Genomic DNA, 23,382 nt, shown 5'->3' on the forward strand with positions numbered 1-23,382 from the left:
ATTGGTTTTCCCTCCGAAATGGTCTGTTTGAACATAGTATGTCCCATTTTGATTCATTTCAAAGGTTCCACCTTTCATTTTACAGACCCGTGCTCAACTCCGCTGTCTTTGGTAAATTGTTGATTCTTTCCTTGTTGACTAGTCGTTACCACCACCAGAAACCGCAAGATCCTTCGCCCGTTCAGCTCTTCCGCTGTATCGATTTCATCAGCTCGTCTTCGACGTGGTTCAGATGGCGGCGCATCTCGGCCTGCGCCCGCTCGACCTCGCGCGCCGCTACTGCATCGAATATCGCCTTATGCTCGTGCCACAGCTGGCTTGCGATCGCTTTGTTCGCGTACAGCCTGACGCGCCGGGTCTCCCGGATCGTCAGCTCCACCTGTGCAGAGATCGTCTCCAGCAACTTAACCATGACGGAATTATGCGTCGCTTTCGCCAGCGTCAGGTGAAACCGCATGTCCTGCTTTTCCCCGACCGCTTCCGTTCCGAGCTCGCTGTCCATGTCGGACAAGACGTTCTGCAAGGCGGCCAGATCCTCGTCCGTCCGCTTCGCAGCGGCCAGGCCCGCGTTGGCGACCTCCAGGGAGATGCGCGCCTCGAGCAGCTCGGCGACCGCTTCCAGGCTCGTGAACAAAAACTCGAACCGGGGGACCTCCATCTCGATGTCCTCGATGCTGCGAACGTAGCAGCCTTCGCCTTGGCGAATCTCGATCAGTCCCATCGCCTTCAGCATGCTTAGCGCTTCGCGCATCGTCGAACGGCCGACCTGGTACCGTTCCGTCAGCTCCCGGGTGGAAGGCAGCTTATGGCCGGGCGGCAGTTTCCCGCCGACGATCTGCTGCTTAATCTGCTCGGCGATTTGTTCGTATATTTTATTTGCGGCAATACGCGTCACTTCCATCCCTGAGCCTCCATCGGAAAAATATTATTCTATTGTAGCACAGGAGAATACGGTATGGGAAAAGTACGGCCCGGCGTCTTGCTTTCCATTGCTGCACGCTCTGTCTTGGACGACTGGATCTTGCCCATTCAACCGCGCCAAGTATTCATTTCGACCTGACCCGGTTCGTTTATGCGACGACGACCGGGTTAACTCAAGTTAACCGCAGGCACAGGTACGTTCCCGCTCCCCGGTAACATTCCCTTATAACCAACTTTCCACTTGAAAATGTATCGTACAAAGTTATATTTGTATAGTATAGTACACAAAAAGGAGGGATGCTCTCCGATGGACTCCATTCACGTCCGGATCGGCCATAACTTGCAGCGCATCCGCAAGATGAGGGGATTAAGCCTGGACAAGATGGCGAACCTGACGAACGTAAGCAAGGGGACGCTGCACCAGATCGAGCGGGGAGAGCTGCAGCCCACCGTGACGACCGTATGGAAAATTGCGACAGGACTGAACGTCTCGTTCTCCGCTTTGCTTAAGGAGGAGGAGGCAGCCGTAACGATCGCGACGAGGAAGGAAGTTCCGGATGTCACGGAGGATGACGGACGATGCCGTGTGTATATGCTGTTTCCGTTCGACCCGCAAACCCGGATCGAAACGTTCACGATTACGATAAGTCCAGGCGGACGTTACACGTCGCCTCCTCATAACGACGGCGTTCAGGAGTATATTACGATTGTCTCGGGCGTGTTCCGGATGGAAGTCCAGGAGGAACCGTATACGCTGCGGGAAGGACAGGCGATCCGTTTTGCAGGGAATGTGCGGCACAGCTACATCAACGATTCCGAGGCGGACGTCGTGCTGCATGTGGTTATGCATTATTCCGATTTATAGAAACAGATTAACGGAGAAGAGAGTGGAGGGACTGGCTATGACCATTTTGCTGAAAGAGAGCGCGCAACGGGTGCAGAACCTGTTAACGGAGATGGGGTATGCCCGCCAGGTCGTGGAGCTGCCGGACAGCGCGCGTACCGCCCAGGAAGCGGCGGATGCGATCGGCTGCGGCGTGGCGCAAATCGCCAAATCGATTATTTTCCGGCTACGGAACTCGGACAAGCCCTTGCTGGTCGTCGCAAGCGGAGTGAACCGGGTGAATGAGAAACTTCTATCCGGATTGCTGAACGACAAGCTGCTGAAGGCGGATGCGGACTATGTGCGTGAACGTACAGGATTTGTAATCGGCGGGGTTGCCCCGATCGGCCATCTTCAAGAAATCGTGACGTTGATCGATGAAGATTTATTCCGGTTCGACACGGTCTGGGCGGCGGCGGGACATCCGAAAGCGGTGTTCGAGCTGAAGCCGGATGAACTGGCCGCGATGACCGGCGGTCAAGTGACCCGGATCTGTTAAGACGGGCTGTCTGCCCATCGGATAAGAAAAGCTTCTATACGAAGCATTTCCAAGGGGGAATGACCCTTGTCTACCTAAGAGGCAGCTTATCCGGGTTCAGAATGTCCCGGCTCGCTTTAAGGCCGAAAATCCATAACAAACGCCCGATCATGGCCGTAAAGCCAAACCGGGCGTTCGTCATATCGCTAGTATTCGAATCCTATAAGTCCGTTACAGTACGCGGCGAGCGCTTATGTAATGATTGGCCCAATACCCCGATTCCAGCGAAGAGATTCCGACGCCGTTAAAGGAAGGGCTGTTGTGGATGAACTGTCCGTTACCCATATAGATGCCGACGTGGTTGATCGTTCCGGCCTTGCTTGTCCAGAAAAAGACCAGATCGCCCTTCTGCAGATTGCTCTTGGATACGGCGGCACCGTCATCTTTCTGGAATCGCGTTCCCCATTTCATCGATACGCCTTCCAGACCGAACACGTATTTCGTGAAAGACGAGCAGTCCAGCACCGATGGAGCCCGGTTAGCGCCGAACTCATACCGCACTTTGCCGATCAGCGATTTGGCATGGGCGATAATCCGGTCGGCTTTGGCCGATGAAGGTACGGTAGGCGGCTGGGTGGTCGGCGGCTTTGTCGATCCGCCGTTGTATGAAACGTAGTCTGTCGATATGTATCCTTGTTGTCCGCCTACGGAAATATGTAACCAGTAATTATTGACTTTGCTTAGCACCTGAAAGGTCGTTCCGGTTTTCAGCAGCCTGTACACGGAGCTGTCTGTGGACGGCGCCGACCGGAAATTGGCCGATTTGGTAACAGTGCCGCTGCCGGTGGATGGTGCTGTAGAACCGCTTATGTAATCGGTCGATACGTATCCGACTTTTCCGTTATAGGAAACTTTCAGCCAGTACGAGTTTACCTTTTCCAAAATATCGACGGTAGAGCCTTTGCTAATCAATTGATAGACACTGCTGCCGGTGGATGGTGCCGATCGGAAGTTTACCGAACGTTCTACCGTGCCGGATGAGGCGAAGGCGCTTGTGGAAATCGTAAGGGACAGTGCTGCGATAGAAACCATACTGATAATCTTCTTTTTCATGTCATCTCCTCCTGAAGCAATTGTAGCCTTGATAGGAATACTTTTCATTGTTGAAAATATAGCATGTAAGTAAATCTGTCCCATTCTTTCATCCGATCGGCGGTTAAGCGTCCCCCAGAAACCGGGATAATGCCGGGTCAATCCGGCCTCCGGTTAAAGCGATGATTTGATCGGCATACCGCAGCGCATACGGCTTCGCGCTCACCACGAGGCAGGTGATTCCGCGTGCTTGCCGGATCGCGTCGATCCGCTCCCACAGCAAGTTCTCCGTCTCCGCATCCAGCGCGCTGGAACTATCGTCGAGCACCCACAGCTCCGCTTGGCGGTAAGCCATCCGGGCGATCGCGACACGCTGCCGCTGGCCACCCGACAACGTCAAGCCGGACGCGCCGAGCAGCGTATCCACCCCGCGCGGACAACGAGCCAAGTCGTCCTCCAGTACAGCCGTTCTTACCGCGTCGTCCAACCGCATATCCGAATCGGGATAGCCGAGCCGGATATTGTCCCTCACCGAACCACTGAACAGCGCGGGCATCTGGGGCACGTAAGCGGCTGCCGACGGAACCATAAAGCTTGCCGGATCAGCGATCCGTTCCCCGTTCCAGCTCAGCTCTCCCGCCGTTTTCGGGAGAAGTCCGAGCATCGTCCGCAGCAGTGTTGTTTTGCCCGAACCCACCGGTCCCGTCACGACCGTAAACGATCCGCGGGGCAGACGGAACGTTATATCCCGGATTCCTTGATCCGTGCCGGGATAGCTGTAGCCGATCCGGCGCACTTCAACCAGATCAAGTCGGCGGGGCGGCAGCGTCTGAAGCTGGAAAACCGGAGGTTCCCGGTCCAAATAAAGCGTGTCGTACCGCGTTAACGTCTGTACGCTGCCGTCTCCGAGCAGGCGGCCGATCCGTCCGAGCGAAACTTCCGTTGTGCGCAGTCCGGACGTAACCGTCCCGTACAGCCGGATCATCTGGGCGACATAACCCAGAAAGTAAACATACAGCGTAAATCCGCCGACCGTGAAGCCCGCTTGTTCCATCGTATACCCGATCAGCAGAAGGAATAGGGCCATGCCTACGTTCACGATGTTATCCAGCACCGATTCCATCACAACCGTAAATACCGCGTTCCGCTTGCCTGCCGCCGCGCGCTCTTTTCCCAGCTTGCCGAGTCTGTCCAATAAAGCGCCGTCGGCGTTGTTGATGCGGATCGCCTGATGGTGGCGGAAAATGTCCGTCAACTGTCCGAGATACAGGTCCGTAGCGCTCTGCTGCCGTTCGAAATAAACAGCAATGCGCGGCTTCAGCAGCCGGACCGCAAGCAGGGCGAGCAGAAGGGGAGCGAACAAGGCAAGCGTCGCCGTCCAGTCGATCAGGCTCAAGGTGACGAAACCGATCAGAGCGAAGAGCGAATAACCGAGCAGATACGGAAATTGCCACATCAGCGATTCGGGCATCGCCACGTCGGTCCGCAGCATATTCATCAAGGTTCCGTGGCTAACGGGCAACGCCGCCGCGCCCGGCTGCTCCAGCACGTGCCGGTACATGTTTCGCCGGAAGACGGCGCGTATAATTTCCGTCCAGCCGTAGCTCAGCGCCAGATCGACCGAATAGGCGAATGCCTGAACGAGCGGGACGACAATCAGCAGCGCCACGATTCCGTACAATTGCGCCTCCGTTAGACCCGAAGCGCTTGCCGCCTGATCGAAAAAACGTTTGATCAACATCCCGGACAGCACCCCCAGTCCGGCGAAGCCGACTATGCGGAGAACGGTAACTGCGGAATAATGAAACGGATAGTACCAAAAAATGTTTTTCAAAACCGTCCATACGTTACGCATCGCCGGCACCTGCTTCCCTTCGCCATTTGGCATACTCCGAAGACGGATAACGTGCGAGCAACGCGGTTTCCCCGAATTCGACCGCTTGGCCGTCCCGCAGCAGCAGCACATAGTCCGTGTTCTCGACGGCTTGCACCCGGTGGGCGATAATAATGGATGTGCGTGACCGGGTCAGCGCGTTAATCGCGTTCCCGATTGTCCGCTCTGTGGCGGAATCTAGGAGGGACGTCGCTTCGTCGAGAATAACGAGCCCCGGGCTTCTCAGAAACGCTCTGGCCATAGCAAGGAGCTGCGCTTCGCCTGCGGAAAGATTGCTTCCGTCCCGTTCGATCAGCCGATCGAGACCGCCGGGAACCGCCTTCAGCCAATCGTCCAGCCGCAGCAGCGCGATCGCCTCCATAACCCGCTGATCGGATACGCCGGAATCAAACAGGGTGATATTGTCACGCAGCGTTCCTTCGAACAGCTCGACGTGTTGGGGAACGTAGGCGATCGCCGCTCGCAAGCTGTCCTTGTCCAGCGTCCGTACATCCGTCCCGCCGAGCGCGACCGATCCGTGCTGCGCATCACACATCCGGAATAAAAGTCTCGCGACCGTCGTTTTGCCGCTTCCGCTTTTCCCGACGACCCCGAGCGACCGCCCTGCGGGAATATGGAAGCTGACTCCCCGCAAAACCGGATCGGTCCCGTCGTATCCGAACGAGACGTTATCGAAGCTCACCGGGATGCCGTCATCGCCGTTCCAACGGAAAGAACGGCCGCTCTGCTTCGAATCAGCGTTGTCCGCATCAGCCAAAAGCTCCCTGACGCGATCTGCCGAAGCGCCGGCCTGCTGCAAGTCCGACATTTCCCCGACGATATTGCGCAGAGGGACGAGCAGCAGCGTCATGTAGTAATACACTTGAAACATCGTACCCAGACTCAGTCCGCTGCCGTGAACCGAGAGCAGCCCCATCGCCAGGAGCATGGCGGCCATGACGGAAGCCAGCGTAATGTCGCCGGTATTAAGAACGACGGCCAACGTTTTTCCCGTTTGTTTGCGTACCGGATACAGCCGTCTTAAGCCCCGGTAGTAGACGGAGAAGGCGTAGGAGGAGCCGTTCAGCGCGCGGATGTCTTCCCGCCCCGAGAGAGTTTCGTCCAGGAGCCCGAGCAGGCTGGCGGATTGGGCCATATAGCTTTTTACAGTGGCGGTTCCGTAACTTCCCATCCGGTGCAAGATGAGCAGCGCTGCCGTAGAGCAGAGTAAACCAACCCAGCCGAGAAGCGGATGGAGGAAAAAAATCGCGGCGACAATGCCGGCGATCAGGAGATGATTGCCGATCACCTTCAAGAGAAAGGCGGACAAAAAGTTGCCGAGTCTGCCGACATCACCATCGATCCGTTCGACCAGCTCGCCCGGTGTGTGTGCATGGTAAAAGGCCAGCTCGCGTCTCAAGCATGCCCGGGTCAGATCAAGCCGCAGCCGGTTCGTCACTTTCCAGTGGAGATCGGAGGTGAGCGACTGAACGACAATTACAAGCAGCTGTCGACTCATCGTCAGCGTCAGGAACAGCAAGGCGGTGACGAATAGCAAGGACGATTCGGCGCCCGCAGCAGCGCGGTCGATAAAAAGTCCGATGTACCGGGGGCTGTACATGTGGATCACGATGCCTGTGCAGATTAAGGCGAAAAGTAGAAAAATACGCGTTCGGTGAGGGGACAACCGTTCCAGCAAAAACCGGACACGGCTTCGGTATGGCGGTGCCGTCATGGGGACCTCCTTGGGCGGATAAACTGTCACACCCAAAAAAGTAAAGGAAAAATAGGGAAAAGTATAGACTTATAAATATCTTTTCGTTATACTATTATTATGGATGTCGAGGACACCCTGCTTGTGTTAAGATATGTCTAAAATGCGACAACCCACAATGAATGTGGGTTTTTTCTATGTTTGCGAGCGGATCGGGCCGGTCGGTGGTCAGCCGGTCTCGACGGCTGCGAAGATTCAGTCTCATACCGATCACGGAAAGAGGACCGCCGCCATGCTTTCGTTTCTGCTTACCGTCAAAAGACTTCTGAGCGGAGTGATCCGCGCATTTAAACAGGACAATTTCCGGGTTATTTTTGTACTGATCCTGCTCATGCTGCTGTCCGGGACGATCTTTTATACCGCCGAAGAAAACCTATCCGTTTTGGACGCTTTATTTTTTTGCGTAGCGACGCTAAGTACGGTCGGCCATCCCACCTTCGTACCCCAGTCGGATTTAGGTAAAATCTTTACGATGGTGTATATCGTCGTAGGGACCGGACTGTTTCTGGCGCTCATCGCCCATCTCGCTTACGCGATCATGTTCCAGAATGAAGAGAAGAGGGACGCAACCAAGGTGTTCCTCCATAAAGCCAGACGAAAACGGTCTAACTCGGACGAATGAGCTGCCGACCTCCGCTGGAATGACTGATTGAAGAAGCGCGAACGGCAGCGAACCGAACCGTATCGTATTGATGCATATACGAAACTCAAAGAACCGCCCGGATTCACATTGTCCGGACGGTTTTTCTTAAAGAGATCGAGCCGCAGCAGTAGGCTCCGATTCCATCGCTTACTAGGCAGCAATTCCGAAGTGGGCGGAGAACAAAGAGAACGTTCATGCTCTTCCCCGTAAAGCGGGTAAAAGGCCCCCTTACTTGTCGAGTCAGCTAGTGCCGCAAGTTGATTATCGCGGCCGTTCGGCTTTCTGTCCTGCTACTAGTGGTGGGAACCAAATTACACTACAAATTATACTCCACCCTGCAACGTTACAGCCGCAGACTGACCACGAGAACCACGGACAAGATCGCCAGCATCAATACGGTAAATACCGTTACCGCCGGCAAAGCTGCGCCTGCACGCGGTGCGGCTGCCGCACTGCTCTCCGGCACGGTCAGCCGTTTGACCGCCTTGCGGCCGAACAGGGCGGTTAGCACGATTGCCGCCAGAATGATTGTCCCTCCCCCGCGTTCCATATAGGTGAGCCACAAAGGTTTTGCCGTATCGCCAAAGTCCATCTCGATAATCATCAAAATGCCGCTGACCAGCACCACGATGGAGCTTGGATGAGCCAGCCAGCCGAACAGCCGCACCGCTTTGCCAACAAGCGCCCTGGCTTCATGGGCTACGTCGCGCCTCCGTGCCATTGCGAGCAGGACGACGATGGCGAATAACGCGCCGAACCAGAGGATCAAACCTGTCAAATGTAAAAACAACATTGTTCCGAACATACGGATCATTCCTCACCTTCATTTTTTATAAATACAGATTGATTGCTAACGCGATTAAATTTCAAAACGTTGCTTCGACAAAGCTTCGATAAGCAAACGGAGAGGCTCTGCTCGCAAGAAAAGATACGCTTATGCAGAGCCGCTCATCATAGGAAATGTTCGTTTAGTCGTTTAGAAGCTTTTCTTTTAACCGGCAGGCGTTCTCGAATCGCCGATCGCGGACGACGGTCCGGTCTTCCGGCTGCCGCTCTTGCCTCCGACGAGCGTCAGGATGGAAGGCAGCAAGACGCCGCGCACGAGAAACGTATCGAGCAAGATCCCGATCGCCATCGTGAATCCGAACAAAAACAGTTCTTGCATCGGCTGCGTCGTCAGCACGGCGAACGTAGCGGCCAGGATGATGCCGGCCGACGAGATGACGCTTCCCGTAAGCGATACGCCTCTTTGTACCGCAACGTTCCACGGATGTTTGGTCGCTTCTTCGCGAATCCGGGAAATGAGCATAATGTTGTAATCGACGCCCAATGCCACCAGGAAAACGAACGTATACACCGGAATCCGGTAACTGATCGCTTCGTAGCCGAGCAGCGTATGGAAGACGAACCAGCCGAGTCCCAGCGTCGCGAGATACGAGATCAGAATCGTAGCCATCATGATAACCGGGGCCAGCAGTGAGCGGGTCTGGAACATCAGCATCATCGTGATCAGCACGGCGATCAGCGCAAATGTAACGACAGTGTCCCGCCGGTTTATGATACTCACATCCAATTGCTCTGCGGTCTGGCCGGCAAAGTGCAGCTCGTGGCTGGAATCATCCAACCCGCTGCTGCGCAGCAGGTCGGCCGACGATTGCCGCAAAGCCGATACCGTGTCCAACGCCGCAGGATCGTAAGGATTATCCGCAAGTGTCATTTGCAGCTTGATCGCGTGGCGATCATCTGCAACAAAGTTTCGTGGCAGCGGGGCATCCCGTGTTCCCATTCCGGGAACAATAGCCGGAGTAACCGAGTCGATGTGCCCGACGTTTTGAATCGCGGCTCCGAGCTTTTGGATATGTTGAAGGAACGGCTCATCAACCGCCATCTCCTTCTCCGATGTGAGCAGTACGGTTACGGGAGCGAGCTTGCCTTTCGGGAAGTTTTGCTCCAGCAGCTCGAAGCCTTGGCGGGAAGACAGCTCCTCCGGGAACGACTTCAATAAATTAAACGAATACTTTACAGTTGTGACATTTAAGGAGAACACCGTAAGCACGATCAGCAGCGCCGATGCGATAAGCGCCGGACGTTTGACGACCAGCGAACCGGTTTTGGCCCACAATCCGTCCTTGTGCTTAACGGGCCGCTCCGGCTCGAGCACCGGCACGAACGGCCAAAACGCTTTGCGGCCGACCAAGGCGAATACGGCAGGAATCAGCGTCAAGCCTGCCAACAGGATAACGACCATGGCGATCGAGAACACCGGGGCGAAGTTGTGATACGGCTTAAAGACTGCGGCAAACAACGTTAACATCGCGATCAATACGGTGCCGCCGCTGAACAAGATCGGTTCGCCCACCTGCGACATCGTCACCCTCATCGCGTCGTACTGACTGCCGAGCTTGCGCAGTTCTTCGCGATATCGCGAGAAGACGAACAGGCAGTAGTCGGTCAAGACGGCGAACAACAGAATCAGCATGATCGAGAGCGCCTGGCTGTCGACGACGAACCAGTCCATCTTGCCGGCGAAACCGATCGTCCGGTCTACTACCTGATAGACGAGACCTGCAATAACGAGCGGAATTAGAGCGAGCAGCGGCGAACGGTAAATGACGATCAGCAGAACGAGAATCAGCCCGATCGTCGCGAACAGCAGCACGAAATCCGCATTTTTGAACAGGGCGAGCGTATCGGAAGCGATGCCGGCCGGACCGGTAATTTCCGCTTGCAGCCCGGGGGAGCCGTTCGTATCCAGCCATTCCCGGATTTGCACAATCGTCTCGTACGTCCCGGCGGAATCGAGTCCTTTTCGCAGACTGAGGTGATAGAGCAGCGTCGTCCCATTGTCGGACATCAGACTGTCCTGCACCGGCCGGGGGAGTTCGTGGAACGGCAGGGCCCCTCCCGCATGCTCCGGCTTTTGCGGCGAGGAGAGCCACTGGCTCATGGCGGAGATGACCGCCCGTTCCGCTTCGCCGATGCCTGCAGGGCGATGGAACACGATAAGCGCCGGCAAGCCGTCGTCGGACGGGAAATGCTTGTCCAGCAATTGGGAGGCGATGGCCGACGGCGTATCGCCGCGTATGCTTCCTTCGCCTGCGCTCACGGCTTCTTTTTTGGCGGCGGGCGCGATTCCGCTTAACAGCACGATGACGATCAGCCAGATGGCCAGGACGATTTTGGCGCCTTTGCGGCTGCCGGCCCAGCTAGTCAGAGATTGGAGTGCATGCAGCATCGTGAAGAATCCACCTCCTGGTCGTATTTGTTCTCACAACCGAAATTGTAAAGACCGAATATGAACAGGAGATGAATGGAGCATTACAAATGGGGAAATGGTAGAAGATTATAGATGAGGCAGCCGGACGACGAAGGTGGCGCCTTCGCCCGGCCGGCTACGCGCTTCGATCGCGCCGCCGTGAAGCTGCACGATTTTCAAGGCTATGGACAACCCGAGCCCGCTGCCGGAGCGGGTCCGGTTCCGCGCTTTGTCGGCTTTGTAGAACCGTTCGAAGATGTGACCCAGCTCCGCTGCCGGGATGCCGATGCCCTGGTCGCTGACCGTAACGGCAATCTCCGTGCCCACGGTTACCTTGATCCGGATCGTCTGGCCGGGATCGGAAAATTTGATGCCGTTCGTAAGCAGATTAAGCCAAACCTGATTGAGCAGCTGCCGGTCAGCCGTAATCATCATTTCGGGAGCGTCCAGCTCGACGAGTACTTCTTTCTCGTGACGCTGCCATTCCGTCTGCAGGACGACTTGCCGGAGCTGCTCGTCGAGCCGGTAGGCCGATTTTTTGATGATATCCGCTTCCTTGTCGAGCGAAGCGAGCGTGAGCAGCTGTTTGCCAAGCGATGACAGCCGCCTGCTTTCCTCCTCGATAATTTCCAGGTAACGGTCGCGCTCCTCGGAGGTGAGAGGTTCGGTGCGCACCGCTTGAGCGAAACCTTGAATCGAGGTGAGCGGCGACTGGATCTCGTGCGAGACGCTGGATACGAACTCCTGCCGCATGTCGTCCAGCTTTTGCAACGTTTTGGCCATGCTGGAGAAGTGGCGGGCGAGATTGCCGATCTCGTCCCGTCTCAACACGTCGAGCTCCATATCGTACTGGCCTTGTACAATAGCGGTCGTAGCTTCGGTCAGTTTCTCGACCGGTTTGACGATATACCGGGTAAAGACGAAGATGAATAGCAGGCTCAGCAGAAAAGTGCCGGCCAGCAACAGCCCGGCGAGCGTCCGGACCTCTCCGAATTGCAGCTCCATATTGGGGCGCACGAATAAAGCATACGTTCGACCATACGCCTGAAACGGGATTCCTACGCTGTGCCGGATCGTATTCTCGAACAAACCTGTTACGAACTTGCTCGTCGGGATATACGTTTCCCCGGACTGAACGCGGCGGACGACGGAAGGATCGATATCGCTGTGCTTGAAGGGAGCGCCGTAAAACGTCCCCTTCATCCCCTCGTCTACGGCGTACAGCTGGAACCCCATGCTGGCGATCCCGGAGAAATAAGCGTGCAGGTCGATCGGGCCGAACTGGCCGTACAGCGAACGGATCTCTTTGGCGATGTTGGCGATTTTTTGCTCGTTATACGCCTTCAAGCTTTGTTGATAATACAGATTGACGCCGAACAACGCCACGACACCGCTGAACAGAGCGATCAGGACGAAGGTGACTACAATTCGCGAGTATAACGATTTCATTCGTCCTGTACCTCGAGTTTATAACCGAGCCCGCGCACCGTCGTAATCGTAAAATCGTCCGTCCGGCCGTGAAACCGCTCCCTCAGCCGCTTGATATGAACGTCGATCGTCCGGCTGTCCCCGTCGAAATCCGCCCCCCAGATCGCATCCAGCAGTTGCTCGCGGGTGAAGGTCATATTCGGAAAGGCGGCGAGCTGGGCGAGCAGTTCGAACTCCTTGAGAGGCAAAGCGACGGCTTCCCCTCCGACACGCACCTCGTAGCTGGTCCGGTCGATCACCGTATCGCGCATGCGAATCCGCTTCGAAGATACGGTCTGGTAACGCCTCAGCAGCGCTTTTATGCGAAACAACAGCTCTTTCGGCTCGAAAGGTTTGACGAGATAGTCGTCGGTTCCGGCCCGAAAAGCAATTTCCTTGTCGTTAATTTCCCCTTTGGCCGTCAGCATGATGATCGGAATGTTGGCGTATTCGCGGATATGGCGGCACAGCTCCCAGCCGTCCATCACCGGCATCATCACGTCGACGACAGCCAGCTGAACGTGCTCGGATTCCAGAATGCGAAGCGCTTCGGCGCCGTCCGCCGCCTCCAATACCGCATAAAGCTCCTTGCGTAAATAAAAACGCAGCAGCTCGCGAATGTGCGGATCGTCGTCCGCGATTAAGATCGTCGTCTTCACTAGAAGTCCATTCCTTCCGGTTATTTTACGCTACCCCCATTATAACCCCAACCCGGAAGCTGCCGCAAAAATCGCGGGCTCCCAAGTCCTTACATTCAGTAGTAGGGACATGCTGTGTTATAATGTAACCGCAATCATTCACAAGGGGGGCTTCCGGTGAAACGGTCCGTCTACATTCGTTTACTGCTGCACTTAACGGTTGCGGTCGTTCTGATCACCTGTCTGATCGGGGCGCTCGTCTACCGGTATACGACGGCCATGCTGAAGGAGGAAATTATCGGAGCCAACGGCGAACTGCTGCTGCAAACGAGTAAAATCGTCGACCAGTCGCTTAGCGAGGTACAGCAGATCGCCACATCGCTGGCGCTTAATCCGGACGTCGTGAAATCGGTCTGGCTGCCGTGGAACCTGGAGGAAGAGTACCGGTTTCTGAAAAGCGCCAGCGACTTGTTTGCAACCCGGATCAACTCATCCAACTATATGCATTCGATTTATTTATACAGCTCGGTTAACGGGAAGCTGATCTCCAGCTCGGGGATTACCGACAGGGTCGATTTCTCCTACCGACCGGTTCTGGAAAGGTTTATCGACCGGCCGGGCACTTGGGCGTGGGAAGCGGCCAGCGTAACCGGAGCTTCGGGAGAGCACGAGAACGTGATCAGCTTCCTGCTCAGCGTGCCGCTGAATCAATCGGAGAAAAAAGGCGTGCTGCTCATCAACCTGAAGGAGGATGTGCTGTACAACGCGGTCGTGAATACGAATAACCGCAAGCTCGGCAACGTGGCGATTCTGAATGAGGAAGGAAAGGTGCTGTCGTACAAAGACAAAAGCATGATTCTCGAGCCGTTCGGCCAGGCGGACCTCGATCAGATCCGTGATGCGAAAGAAGGATATTTCATCGAACAGATCGGCGGGGAGAAGATGTTCGTCTCGTTTATGCGAAATCCTTCGAACGGCTGGATCTATATCACGCTTAACCCGTACGGCGAGTTGTTCAAGCGCTCCCACGAAGTCATTCGCATCGCGCTGCTGATCAGTCTGATCGGACTGGCCGCCGGCGTTTTGCTGATGGTGTACGTGTCGAGACGCCATTACAAACCGGTGCGCAACATGGTGCAGTCGCTGCTTGCTTATATGGAGAAGCCGCTTCCGAAAGCGAAATACGGCGACGAATTCGGATTTATCCGCGACTCGATCAACCGGCTGCAGCACGAGAACGATGAATTTAAGACGAAATTTCGCGGACAGGAGCTTGTGGTGCGCGATCATCTGCTGCTTAATCTGCTGTCGGGCAACGTAACGGACAGCGACGGGATGAACGGGCAGATGGATTATTACCGTCTCGATCTGGAGCCTAACGGATTTATTGTGATGGTGATGCGGGTTCATATGCCCGATCCGATATTGACCGCTTCCGACGAGCAGGTGCGCAACATGATCCATTTCCATATCCGCGCCGTATGCGAGGAAGCGCTCGGCCATTACGGCAAAGGCGCTTATGTCAGCCGGTTTCACAAACGCGACGTGTTGATTCTGAACACGTCCGGCACGGATTCGCAGGAGACGGCGATCGAGAACGTGAAAGAGCTCGCGCTCCGGATCAAAAACGAAGTCGCGGAACAGCTCGAAGGCATATCCGTTACGTTCGGGATCGGAGGCCGGTACGAGCAACTCTCGGAAATCGCTCTCTCTTATAACGAGGCGAACGAAGCGCTCCTGCAGGAGAGAATCGCGGGGATCGGGAGCATCTTGTCGATTCACGATATGCAGGTGAACCGGGCGAGCCGGAACCGGTTTATCGCCTACCGGCAGACGGTGGACAAGCTGATCGGCGATCTCAAGTCTGGCCGGACCGATCAGGCGGCCGAAGCGAAGGACGAGATGATCCGCCAGTTGGAGCAGGACGGCCAGTCCGGCTTCTCCTCCAAAAGCATGATCCTGTCCTATCTCGTCAACGCTCTGGTCGCCGTCCGCATAGAGCTGGCGGGAAGCGAGGAGCCGTTCGAGCAGGAGGACCGGTGGCACCGGGAATTCGCCAAGCTGCAGACGCTGGAGCAGATCCGGCTCTGGCTCGACGGCGTCCTGGATGCGATCGACGGCGAGCTGGAGCATAAGCGCGGCAACAAAAACGCGGAAGTGATCAACAAGCTGGCCGCTTATATCCAGGAGCATTACCGGGAGCCGCTGGGACTGCAGATGCTGGCCGATATGGTGTATATGAACAGCCAATATTTATCGAAGCTGTTCAAGGAAGTGACCGGCTCGACGTTTATCGATTATTTGGCGGAGATCCGCTACCGCGAAGCTTGCCGCATGCTCAAGGAATCGAACCGGAACATTATCGAGATCGCCGAAGCGACCGGTTTCGGGCAAAAGCAAAATCTCATCCGCGCGTTTAAGAAGTGGAGCGGCTTAACCCCTACGGAATACCGGAATCGCGAGGTTTTAGGCCGTTTGGACAGCCCCGGACACACCGATTGATACCAATCCGAAAAAAAGATACCTGCCCCAAAAAGCCGGATTCCGACCGGATGTAACCGTTCACAACAATTGAATCTTGAGCGCGTTTCCCCCGCTCCCTTATGCTGAAAGTGCTTACACGAACTACACCAACCAAGCAAAAGGAAAGGGGGATTTTTGTTTATGGCGTATGTTCCGGCAACTACAAACGGGACGAAGCGACAGATCGGAAGCCGGGCGCTGTGGAAGCGAATCGTATCCAACCGTTATATGTACCTGATGCTTTTGCCCGCGGTTGTGTATTACGGAATCTTTCATTATTACCCGATGTACGGAGCGCTGATAGCGTTTAAGCAATTCAGCATTACGAAAGGAATACTCGGAAGCCCTTGGGTAGGCTTTCAGCATTTCGAGGCGTTGTTCGCGCTGGACAAGTTTTGGCAGGTATTTTGGAATACGATCGTTATCAGCTTGTACCGGCTTACGTTTGGATTCCCGCTGCCGCTGTTCGTTGCCGTCTTGATGAATGAAGTGAGAAAAATAGCGTTCAAGCGGACGGTACAGACGGTTATTTATTTGCCTCACTTCATTTCGTGGGTCATTCTCGGCGGACTGATGATTAATCTGCTGTCCGTTGACTCGGGCGTCGTTAACAATGCGATCCGCTCGTTCGGGGGAGAACCGGTCGGGTTTCTGACCGACGATACCTACTTCCGGAGCACGCTCGTCTGGTCGATGATCTGGAAAGAATTCGGATGGAACACGATCATTTATATGGCAGCGCTTGCAGGAGTCAATCCGCAACTGTACGAAGCCGCTCTGATGGACGGAGCGAACCGGTGGCAGCGCATCTGGCACATTACCTTGCCTTGCATCCGCAGCACGATCGTCATCCTGCTTATTTTGCGGATCGGACATTTAATGGAAGCCGGCTTCGAGCAGATTTTCGTCCTGTATCACCCCGGGGTATATCAATCTTCGGATATTATCGACACGTACGTATACCGGATTGGTTTAACGGAAGGACGATTCAGTCTGGCGGCCGCAGTCGGCCTATTCAAGTCGGCGATCAACTTTGTATTGCTAGTGGTAGCGAACCGGCTGGCCCGGATGATGGGCGAACAGGGGATATACTAACGGAGGGAGGAGGAATGGAACATGGTTCGCGGCAATTTGGGCAGCAAACTATTCGATGCGGCCAACACGATCTTTTTGACTCTGTTAGCGCTGATCACGTTATACCCGTTCTGGGATTCGTTGATCGTCTCGATTACGCCGATTCAGGAAAGCTTGTCGTCCAGCCTGCATTTGTACCCGAAATCCGTTACGTTCGAGTCGTATACGTATTTGCTCGGGCTGAAGCAGCTGTGGCTGTCTTATCGGGTAAGCATCATCATCACGGTAGCCGGAACGGCGATCAGCATGGCGGCTACCACGCTCGCGGCTTATGCGCTTTCGAAGAAGTCGCTGCCGGGGGGCAGGTACATTATGTTCGCCATCGTTTTTACGATGATGTTCAGCGGCGGAATTATCCCGACCTATCTGGCGGTGAAGCAGGTAGGCATGCTGAATTCGATGTGGGCGATGATGATTCCGGTCGCCATCCAGACTTATAATCTCATTATTATGCGCAGTTTCTTCGCATCCGTTCCGGAAAGCCTGGAGGAGTCCGCGAGAATCGACGGCTGCAGCGACTTCGGGATTTTGCTGCGAATCGTTATCCCGCTGTCGATGCCGGCCATCGCGACGGTGTCGCTATTTTACGCCGTATCGAAATGGAACGAGTTTTTTACGGCGATTATGTACGTCACGGACAAAGATATTTGGCCCTTGCAGCTGTTCCTGCGGTCGATGCTGATCGACAACGAAGCGTCCTTCCAGTCCGGAGGGGACAGCCCGTTTCTGCTCGGCCCGTCGATCAAGATGGCGACCATCATGATCTCGGCCATTCCGGTCATGCTGATTTATCCATTTTTCCAGCGTTATTTCGTGCAGGGCGTTACGTTAGGTGCAGTCAAGGAATAAATGGACAATTCAAACAAGGGGGATTATTCTATGGGTAACAAGAAAAGATGGCTTGCATTGCCGCTTAGCGCGGCGCTGGCGGTTACGGCTGCCGGCTGCGGCAGCGCTGACAAAGAATCGGCGTCCGGGACGGACAACGGGTCGGCACCGGTCAAGATCGTATTCCTGACGCCCGGCGATACGGCCGCCAAAGCGATTCAGCCCGGCGACCGCATTATCGCGGAGATCAACAAGCGGCTCGGCATCGATCTAGAAGTGAAGGTCGTTCCGGAAAGCGGCTTTGAGAAAATTAATGTCGCGATGGCTACAGGAGACTTGCCCGATATCGTCACGATTAATTATCCGTCGGCGTCGCTGAGCCAGTGGATTGCCGAAGGGATGCTCGTTCCTTTGAACCCTTATCTGCCGCAGTTGCCGACGATTAAGGCCAAGCTGGAGAAAGATCTGGCCTGGACCGCCGTAAACGGCATCTACTACGGATATCCGTTTATCGAGACCGAACGGACGAATACGACGCTGACATACCGGGCCGACTGGCTGGAGACGCTGGGGCTGAAGCCGCCGCAAACGCTCGATGAGCTATACCAGACTTTGAAAGCGGTCACGTTTAACGATCCGGACAAAAACGGCAAAGCCGACACGTACGGGCTAACGGCGACCAAAAGCACCGGGTTTAACACCTCTTTTAATTTTATCTTGTATGCGCACGGGCTTCCGCACGGCGACTGGGTGACGGACAGTTCAGGCAAGGTTGTGCCGATCTTCGAGCATCCGGCGTTTAAGCAAGGCGTGGAGTATATCCGGAAATTATGGAATGAAAAGCTGATCGATCCCGAGTTTTTGCTCAACGACAACCAGCAACGGGAACAAAAGTTTTACCAGGGCAAGGTCGGATTTATGCCGGCGCCGCTGTTCCGCCACGTGAACCGGCTGGAGTCGAGCCTGCAAAAGGTCAATCCGCAGGGCAAGCTGGGCTACATGCCGGCGCCGGCCGGTCCGGACGGCAAGCGGGGCATGATCAGCACTCCGAAAAACGGATTGTTTACGGCCGTTACGAAGCAGGCGAAAAATCCGGAAAAAGCGGCGAAATTTATCGAGTTTATGCTGTCCAAGGAAGGGCGCGACCTGCTGCAGCTTGGCCTCGAGGGCGTGCATTATACGAAGCAGGGAGATACCATCACTTACAACGAGGAAGAACGGGCGAAGGACGGATTTTCTTCGAGCGGCTGGTCTCATCCGCTGGCATGGGGCAGCGTCGTATGGCCGCTGACGGTCAACTATTTGCCGCAGACCGAGCCGCAGGCCGATCGTGCCAAGCAGTCGGTGGAAGTTGCCTCCAAGGGAATCGTTCCGAACCTCGTCAACGTTACGACGCCGGAGGAAGTCGAGATGGGCGGCGTGCTGGGCGAGCTGTTCAACCAGTATTATCTGGAGATGATTACAGGCAAGCGGGAAGTCGACGCGGGGATCGCCGAATTGTCCAAAAAGTGGCGAGACCAGGGCGGAGCCAAAGTGCTGGAAGCGGTCAATAAAGCGTATCAGGTGCAAAAAAAATGATTGCAGTTCGAGAGGAGCGTCGGCACGATGGGTTCCAATCCGCAACAACGACCCAACATCGTATTTATTTTGAGCGACGATCAGGGCCCTTGGGCTCTCGGATGCGCGGGTAACGGCGAGATCCGCACGCCCCATCTGGATCGTCTGGCCGCGGAAGGAACCCGGTTCTCGAGTTTCTTCTGCACCTCGCCGGTCTGTTCCCCGGCCCGGGCCTCCCTGCTGACGGGGCGCATCCCTTCGCAGCACGGCGTGCACGACTGGATACGAGGCGGCAATGTGGGGGAGCGGCCGATCGAATACTTGGCGGGACAGACCGCCTATACGGAATTGTTGGCCGCTGACGGATATACGTGCGGCTTAAGCGGGAAATGGCATCTTGGCGACAGCCGCACGCCGCAAAAAGGGTTTACGCACTGGTACGTGCATCAGACTGGTGGCAGCGCTTATTACAACGCTCCGATGATCCGCGACGGCGAGCTGATCCGGGAGCCGGGCTATTTAACCGATGTCATTACCGACGACGCGCTGACCTTTTTGGACGCGCAGCGGGACGGCGGACCGTTTTACTTAAGCGTGCATTATACGGCCCCGCACAGCCCGTGGATCGACAATCATCCCCGGGAATATGTGGAGATGTACGACGATTGCGCGTTCGACAGCTGCCCGCAGGAGCCCAAGCATCCGTGGTCGATCCGGACGGCTCCGTGGTCGGACAACCAGCGGGAAAATCTGAAAGGGTATTTCGCCGCCGTGACGGCCATGGACGCGAATATCGGCCGGATTCTCGACAAGCTGGAGGAGATGGGCGTTCGCGGCGATACGCTCGTCTGCTTTATGAGCGACAACGGCTTTAATTGCGGGCATCATGGCATATGGGGCAAAGGAAACGGCACGTTCCCGTTTAACATGTTCGACAATTCGGTCAAGGTACCCGCCATCTTCAGCCAGCCGGGACGCATCCCGCAAGGCCGCGTCTGCGACGAGCTGGTCAGCGGCTACGACTTTATGCCGACATTGCTCGAATATGTAGGCGGGTTCACGCATCCGGAAGCGGAGAAGCTGCCGGGCCGCAGCTTCTTGCCGGAGCTGCTGGGCGAGGAGAGCGGCGGCGGCCGGGACGACATCGTCATCTACGACGAGTACGGTCCGGTCCGGATGGTGCGCACGCGCGAATGGAAGTACGTTCACCGTTATCCGTACGGTCCGCATGAGCTGTATCATATTGCGGCCGACCCGGAGGAGCGTACCAATTTGATTGACGTGCCGGAAGCAGAGGAACATCGCAGGGCGATGCTGGATCGTCTTAACCGCTGGTTCGTCACCTATGCGGACCCGCGCCGCGACGGCTCGCGCGAGGCGGTTACCGGCTTCGGGCAGCTGGAACTGGCCGGACCGGACGGACAAGGCAGGAAGACTTATCAGGAGGAAGGCTGAGCGGTTCGCTTACCGGAATCGGAATCATTCATCCAGAGCTGTTCCGGCAGATCGTATGGATCTGCGGACAGCTCTTTTTGCGTTTGCAGGATAATTCTTTTTCGACAATTTCTGCGATTGCTTTAGTCCGAATAGAAGGAAGGCAGGCTCTTCCCAAGTAGGAGAACAGGGAGTATAGTGGGGGCAGAGGAGGCGTTGTTGATGCTCAAACGAAAAATGGGCCGGATCGGCTTCGACAGCTCGGTGTTGCTGTTCGGCGGCGCGAAGCTGGGTCAGGTTACCCAACTGGAGGCGGATCGCTCTATCGCTTATGCACTCGAACACGGCGTTAATCATATCGATACGGCGGCCAGCTACGGCGATTCCGAGCTTCGGCTCGGACCTTGGATGGCGCAAATCCGCGACCGTATCTTTTTGGCAACGAAAACGACGCAGCGCAGCAAAAAGGAAGCGAGAGAAGAGATTCATCAATCGCTCGAACGTCTGCGGACGGATCGGCTCGATCTGCTGCAGCTGCATGCGGTTGGCACGCCGGACGAGCTGGAGCTGTGCCTGCGCGAGGGCGGCGCGCTGGAAGCCGCGCTGGAGGCCAAAGCGGACGGGCTGGTGCGCCATATCGGAATTACGGGCCACGGGCACCAGGCGCCGGCCGTCCATCTCGAGGCGCTGCGCCGGTATCCGTTTGAAACCGTGCTTACTCCGTTTAATTATTATTTGTACTCGTTACCGAAGTACCGGGAGTCGTTCGACGCTCTGGCCGCTGAAACGGCAAAGCAGGACGCCTCGCTGCGCGTCATCAAGGCGGTCGCCAAAGGGCCTTGGGCACACGGGCAGGAGCGCAGCTTCGCAACGTGGTACGAGCCGTTCGCGAGCCGGGATACGATCGATGCTTGCGTTCATTACGTGCTGGCGCAGCCTGGAATCGGCGGTTTTGCCAGCGCGGGCGATATCGAGCTGTTTCCTCTAATCGTAGACGCGGTCGAAAGGTACGGAACGCTCAGCGATGCGGAAGTCATGGAAAGGCTCGGGGCGGTTGCCGGCTACAGCAGCCCGTTTGGTGACGCAGACTCCGGAGTATAGAGGGAAATTGGCTGTTGAACCCGGGATTGTTCACAGGATCATGTAACGGAATGCCAGTTTATTACGTCAATGATACGATAGACGACGACAACAACGATGCGACAAAGGAGAGAAGCGGATTGAAAAAAACGAAACTGTTTGTGCTGGCTGTTTGTACGATGATCGTACTGGGCGGCTGCGGAAGCAAGCCCCAGGAGACGTCGGGTAATGCGGCGGTGCAGGAGCAGAAGCCGAATACGAATACGAACCAAACGCCGGAGCCGCCGAAGCCGGACGCGTCGAAGCCTGATGCCGCCAAGCCGGAAACGTCCGAGCCCAAGACCCCGGCTGTCGACCTGGAGCTTGTGAAGACGAAGCTGAAAGATCCGATGACTAAGGAGCAGGTGACGAAGCTGCTAGGCGATCGATACACGAAAGTTACGAGCGCCTTGGACGATGCCGAGGTATGGAGATACGATATCGAGCCGAAGACGGGATACAAGTTCGATGCCAAGGAAGATATGCCGGATCTCGCCGGGATCAAAAACAAAAACGTAAAGGCCCAGCTGTTCGTGTCCTGGGACCCGGGGACGAAAAAGACGGCGTATTCCGCCTATGTGTACTACGACGAGCAAAAGAAAAAGATTTTAAGCTACTACGCCGGAGGCGAGTTGAACGGCAAAGTGGATGAAATCCAGTGAGTGCGGGCTGGTGGAGGTTCGGCCTTCATTCCCGCAGGCGAGCTGATTCTATAGGACAGGAACATGTACCCGCAGCCGTTTGGCTGCGGGTTTCCGCATGCCCGCAGCTTCGCCGCGCTTCTCCGGTCGACAACGATCCTGCCTCCGCTTCATGACGCGATCCTGTTATCATTCATCTATCAGTAGGTGAATTGCCGGGAGGGTTGCTACAATGGGGAGGAAACGGGGATCTTTCGAACTTGGGAGGAGAGTATAACCATGCTGCCATCAACTGTCGAACTTACGATAAACAAACTGACCCGCGCACTTCAGCTCCGTGTGCCGGGATTGGTTCAATCGGTTTATTTATACGGCTCTGTTGCGCTGGACGCTTATGTGGAGGGAACGAGCGACATCGATTTCGTCGCCATTGTTACGAAGCCGCTGACGGCCGAATTGCAGCAGGGCATCGCAGACGCCCACCGGGACGTGGAAGCCGAGCTTCCGAAAACCGATCTCATGGGAGCGTACCTGCAGCAGGAACAGCTGGGACTTCCGGCATCGGTCATCCGTCCGCTTACCGTGTATTACGAGAAGGCGCTGCATACGGACGGACACGGGGCCGATCTGAATCCGGTCACCTGGTACACGCTGAAGCATTACGGTCTCTGCGTATACGGTCCTGCCGCCGCCTTGGAATACGACGCTTCGATCGGGCCGTTACTCCACTATGCCATCCGGAATATGAACGGTTACTGGCTGGGGTGGATACGCCGGCTGGAGGAGCGCCTCGGCGACCCGAACTTGTCGTGCTGCGACAGTCTCGTCCAGGACATGATGGACGAGGCGGTCGAGTGGTGCGTGCTCGGCATGCTGCGCCAGTTGTACACGATCCGGGAGCATGGCATTACGAGCAAGCTGGGGGCGGGCGAATACGGTCTGCGAATCGTTCCGGCTCAGTGGCGAGGGCTGATCATCGAGGCTCTGGCGATCAAGCGCCGCGAGCCTCTGCGCTTGTATGAATCTCAGCAGCAAAGGCTTCGCGAGCTGGTGGAGCTGCTCCGGTACGTACATGCCGAGAGCAACCGCCTGTACGAGGAGCTCCCTGCGGAATAGGCCGG

Annotated in this window: 19 protein-coding genes; 11 read left to right on the top strand and 8 right to left on the bottom strand. The window is 56.0% G+C overall.

Going from position 1 to position 23,382, the window contains the following annotated elements; genetic code table 11:
• Window positions 1-181: 181 nt before the first annotated feature.
• Window positions 182-901 carry a FadR/GntR family transcriptional regulator gene (locus IDH45_RS20455; RefSeq protein WP_190929993.1) on the bottom strand — a complete coding sequence of 240 codons (720 nt, stop codon included), beginning with the start codon at window positions 899-901 and terminating at the stop codon, window positions 182-184.
• A 327-nt stretch (window positions 902-1,228) separates the two neighbouring features.
• Between IDH45_RS20455 and IDH45_RS20460 the strand changes: the two genes are divergently transcribed.
• The gene (locus IDH45_RS20460) at window positions 1,229-1,786 is read left to right on the top strand and encodes a helix-turn-helix domain-containing protein (RefSeq protein ID WP_190929994.1); all 558 of its coding nucleotides are present in this window, start codon (window positions 1,229-1,231) and stop codon (window positions 1,784-1,786) included.
• A 37-nt stretch (window positions 1,787-1,823) separates the two neighbouring features.
• Window positions 1,824-2,303, top strand: coding sequence for a YbaK/EbsC family protein (locus IDH45_RS20465; protein ID WP_190929995.1), 480 nt, complete (start codon window positions 1,824-1,826; stop codon window positions 2,301-2,303).
• Window positions 2,304-2,513: 210 nt separating this feature from the next.
• Here the strand turns inward: IDH45_RS20465 and IDH45_RS20470 are convergent, their stop codons facing one another.
• The 3 genes from IDH45_RS20470 to IDH45_RS20480 form a co-directional block, all read right to left on the bottom strand.
• Window positions 2,514-3,395 (bottom strand): C40 family peptidase, encoded by an 882-nt coding sequence (locus tag IDH45_RS20470; RefSeq protein ID WP_190929996.1) that lies wholly within the window; start codon window positions 3,393-3,395, stop codon window positions 2,514-2,516.
• A 103-nt stretch (window positions 3,396-3,498) separates the two neighbouring features.
• Entirely contained in the window at window positions 3,499-5,229 is a 1,731-nt protein-coding gene (locus IDH45_RS20475; protein ID WP_190929997.1) for an ATP-binding cassette domain-containing protein, read from the bottom strand.
• Complete coding sequence (locus IDH45_RS20480; protein WP_190929998.1) at window positions 5,222-6,982, bottom strand: ABC transporter ATP-binding protein; 1,761 nt, start codon at window positions 6,980-6,982, stop codon at window positions 5,222-5,224. Before IDH45_RS20480 ends, IDH45_RS20475 begins: the two co-directional genes overlap by 8 nt.
• A gap of 271 nt (window positions 6,983-7,253) precedes the next feature.
• Between IDH45_RS20480 and IDH45_RS20485 the strand changes: the two genes are divergently transcribed.
• Window positions 7,254-7,643 (top strand): potassium channel family protein, encoded by a 390-nt coding sequence (locus IDH45_RS20485; RefSeq protein WP_190930101.1) that lies wholly within the window; start codon window positions 7,254-7,256, stop codon window positions 7,641-7,643.
• Window positions 7,644-8,007: 364 nt separating this feature from the next.
• Here the strand turns inward: IDH45_RS20485 and IDH45_RS20490 are convergent, their stop codons facing one another.
• From IDH45_RS20490 to IDH45_RS20505, 4 genes are all read right to left on the bottom strand, one after another.
• Complete coding sequence (locus IDH45_RS20490; RefSeq protein ID WP_190929999.1) at window positions 8,008-8,469, bottom strand: hypothetical protein; 462 nt, start codon at window positions 8,467-8,469, stop codon at window positions 8,008-8,010.
• Between the two features lie 186 nt (window positions 8,470-8,655).
• Window positions 8,656-10,899 (bottom strand): MMPL family transporter, encoded by a 2,244-nt coding sequence (locus tag IDH45_RS20495; protein WP_190930000.1) that lies wholly within the window; start codon window positions 10,897-10,899, stop codon window positions 8,656-8,658.
• A gap of 108 nt (window positions 10,900-11,007) precedes the next feature.
• Window positions 11,008-12,369, bottom strand: coding sequence for a sensor histidine kinase (locus IDH45_RS20500; protein ID WP_190930001.1), 1,362 nt, complete (start codon window positions 12,367-12,369; stop codon window positions 11,008-11,010).
• Complete coding sequence (locus IDH45_RS20505; protein WP_190930002.1) at window positions 12,366-13,046, bottom strand: response regulator transcription factor; 681 nt, start codon at window positions 13,044-13,046, stop codon at window positions 12,366-12,368. Before IDH45_RS20505 ends, IDH45_RS20500 begins: the two co-directional genes overlap by 4 nt.
• Window positions 13,047-13,202: 156 nt before the next feature.
• Here IDH45_RS20505 and IDH45_RS20510 point away from each other — a divergent pair, with 156 nt between their 5' ends.
• The 8 genes from IDH45_RS20510 to IDH45_RS20545 all read left to right on the top strand — a co-directional run bounded on the left by IDH45_RS20510 (window position 13,203) and on the right by IDH45_RS20545 (window position 23,377).
• Window positions 13,203-15,527 carry a helix-turn-helix domain-containing protein gene (locus tag IDH45_RS20510; RefSeq protein ID WP_190930003.1) on the top strand — a complete coding sequence of 775 codons (2,325 nt, stop codon included), beginning with the start codon at window positions 13,203-13,205 and terminating at the stop codon, window positions 15,525-15,527.
• Between the two features lie 162 nt (window positions 15,528-15,689).
• Window positions 15,690-16,643 (top strand): ABC transporter permease, encoded by a 954-nt coding sequence (locus tag IDH45_RS20515; protein WP_190930004.1) that lies wholly within the window; start codon window positions 15,690-15,692, stop codon window positions 16,641-16,643.
• A 21-nt stretch (window positions 16,644-16,664) separates the two neighbouring features.
• Complete coding sequence (locus tag IDH45_RS20520) at window positions 16,665-17,531, top strand: carbohydrate ABC transporter permease (RefSeq protein ID WP_190930005.1); 867 nt, start codon at window positions 16,665-16,667, stop codon at window positions 17,529-17,531.
• A 30-nt stretch (window positions 17,532-17,561) separates the two neighbouring features.
• Window positions 17,562-19,088: an extracellular solute-binding protein gene (locus tag IDH45_RS20525; RefSeq protein ID WP_190930006.1), complete on the top strand. Its 1,527-nt coding sequence runs from the start codon at window positions 17,562-17,564 to the stop codon at window positions 19,086-19,088.
• Between the two features lie 27 nt (window positions 19,089-19,115).
• Window positions 19,116-20,522 (top strand): sulfatase-like hydrolase/transferase, encoded by a 1,407-nt coding sequence (locus IDH45_RS20530; RefSeq protein ID WP_190930007.1) that lies wholly within the window; start codon window positions 19,116-19,118, stop codon window positions 20,520-20,522.
• A gap of 201 nt (window positions 20,523-20,723) precedes the next feature.
• Complete coding sequence (locus IDH45_RS20535; RefSeq protein ID WP_190930008.1) at window positions 20,724-21,602, top strand: aldo/keto reductase; 879 nt, start codon at window positions 20,724-20,726, stop codon at window positions 21,600-21,602.
• A gap of 119 nt (window positions 21,603-21,721) precedes the next feature.
• Window positions 21,722-22,282 (top strand): hypothetical protein, encoded by a 561-nt coding sequence (locus IDH45_RS20540; protein WP_190930009.1) that lies wholly within the window; start codon window positions 21,722-21,724, stop codon window positions 22,280-22,282.
• 258 nt (window positions 22,283-22,540) lie between these two features.
• Entirely contained in the window at window positions 22,541-23,377 is an 837-nt protein-coding gene (locus IDH45_RS20545) for a nucleotidyltransferase domain-containing protein (protein WP_190930010.1), read from the top strand.
• Window positions 23,378-23,382 lie beyond the last annotated feature (5 nt).

It is taken from the genome of Paenibacillus oceani, assembly GCF_014705615.1.
Lineage (GTDB): Bacteria > Bacillota > Bacilli > Paenibacillales > NBRC-103111 > Paenibacillus_AB > Paenibacillus_AB oceani.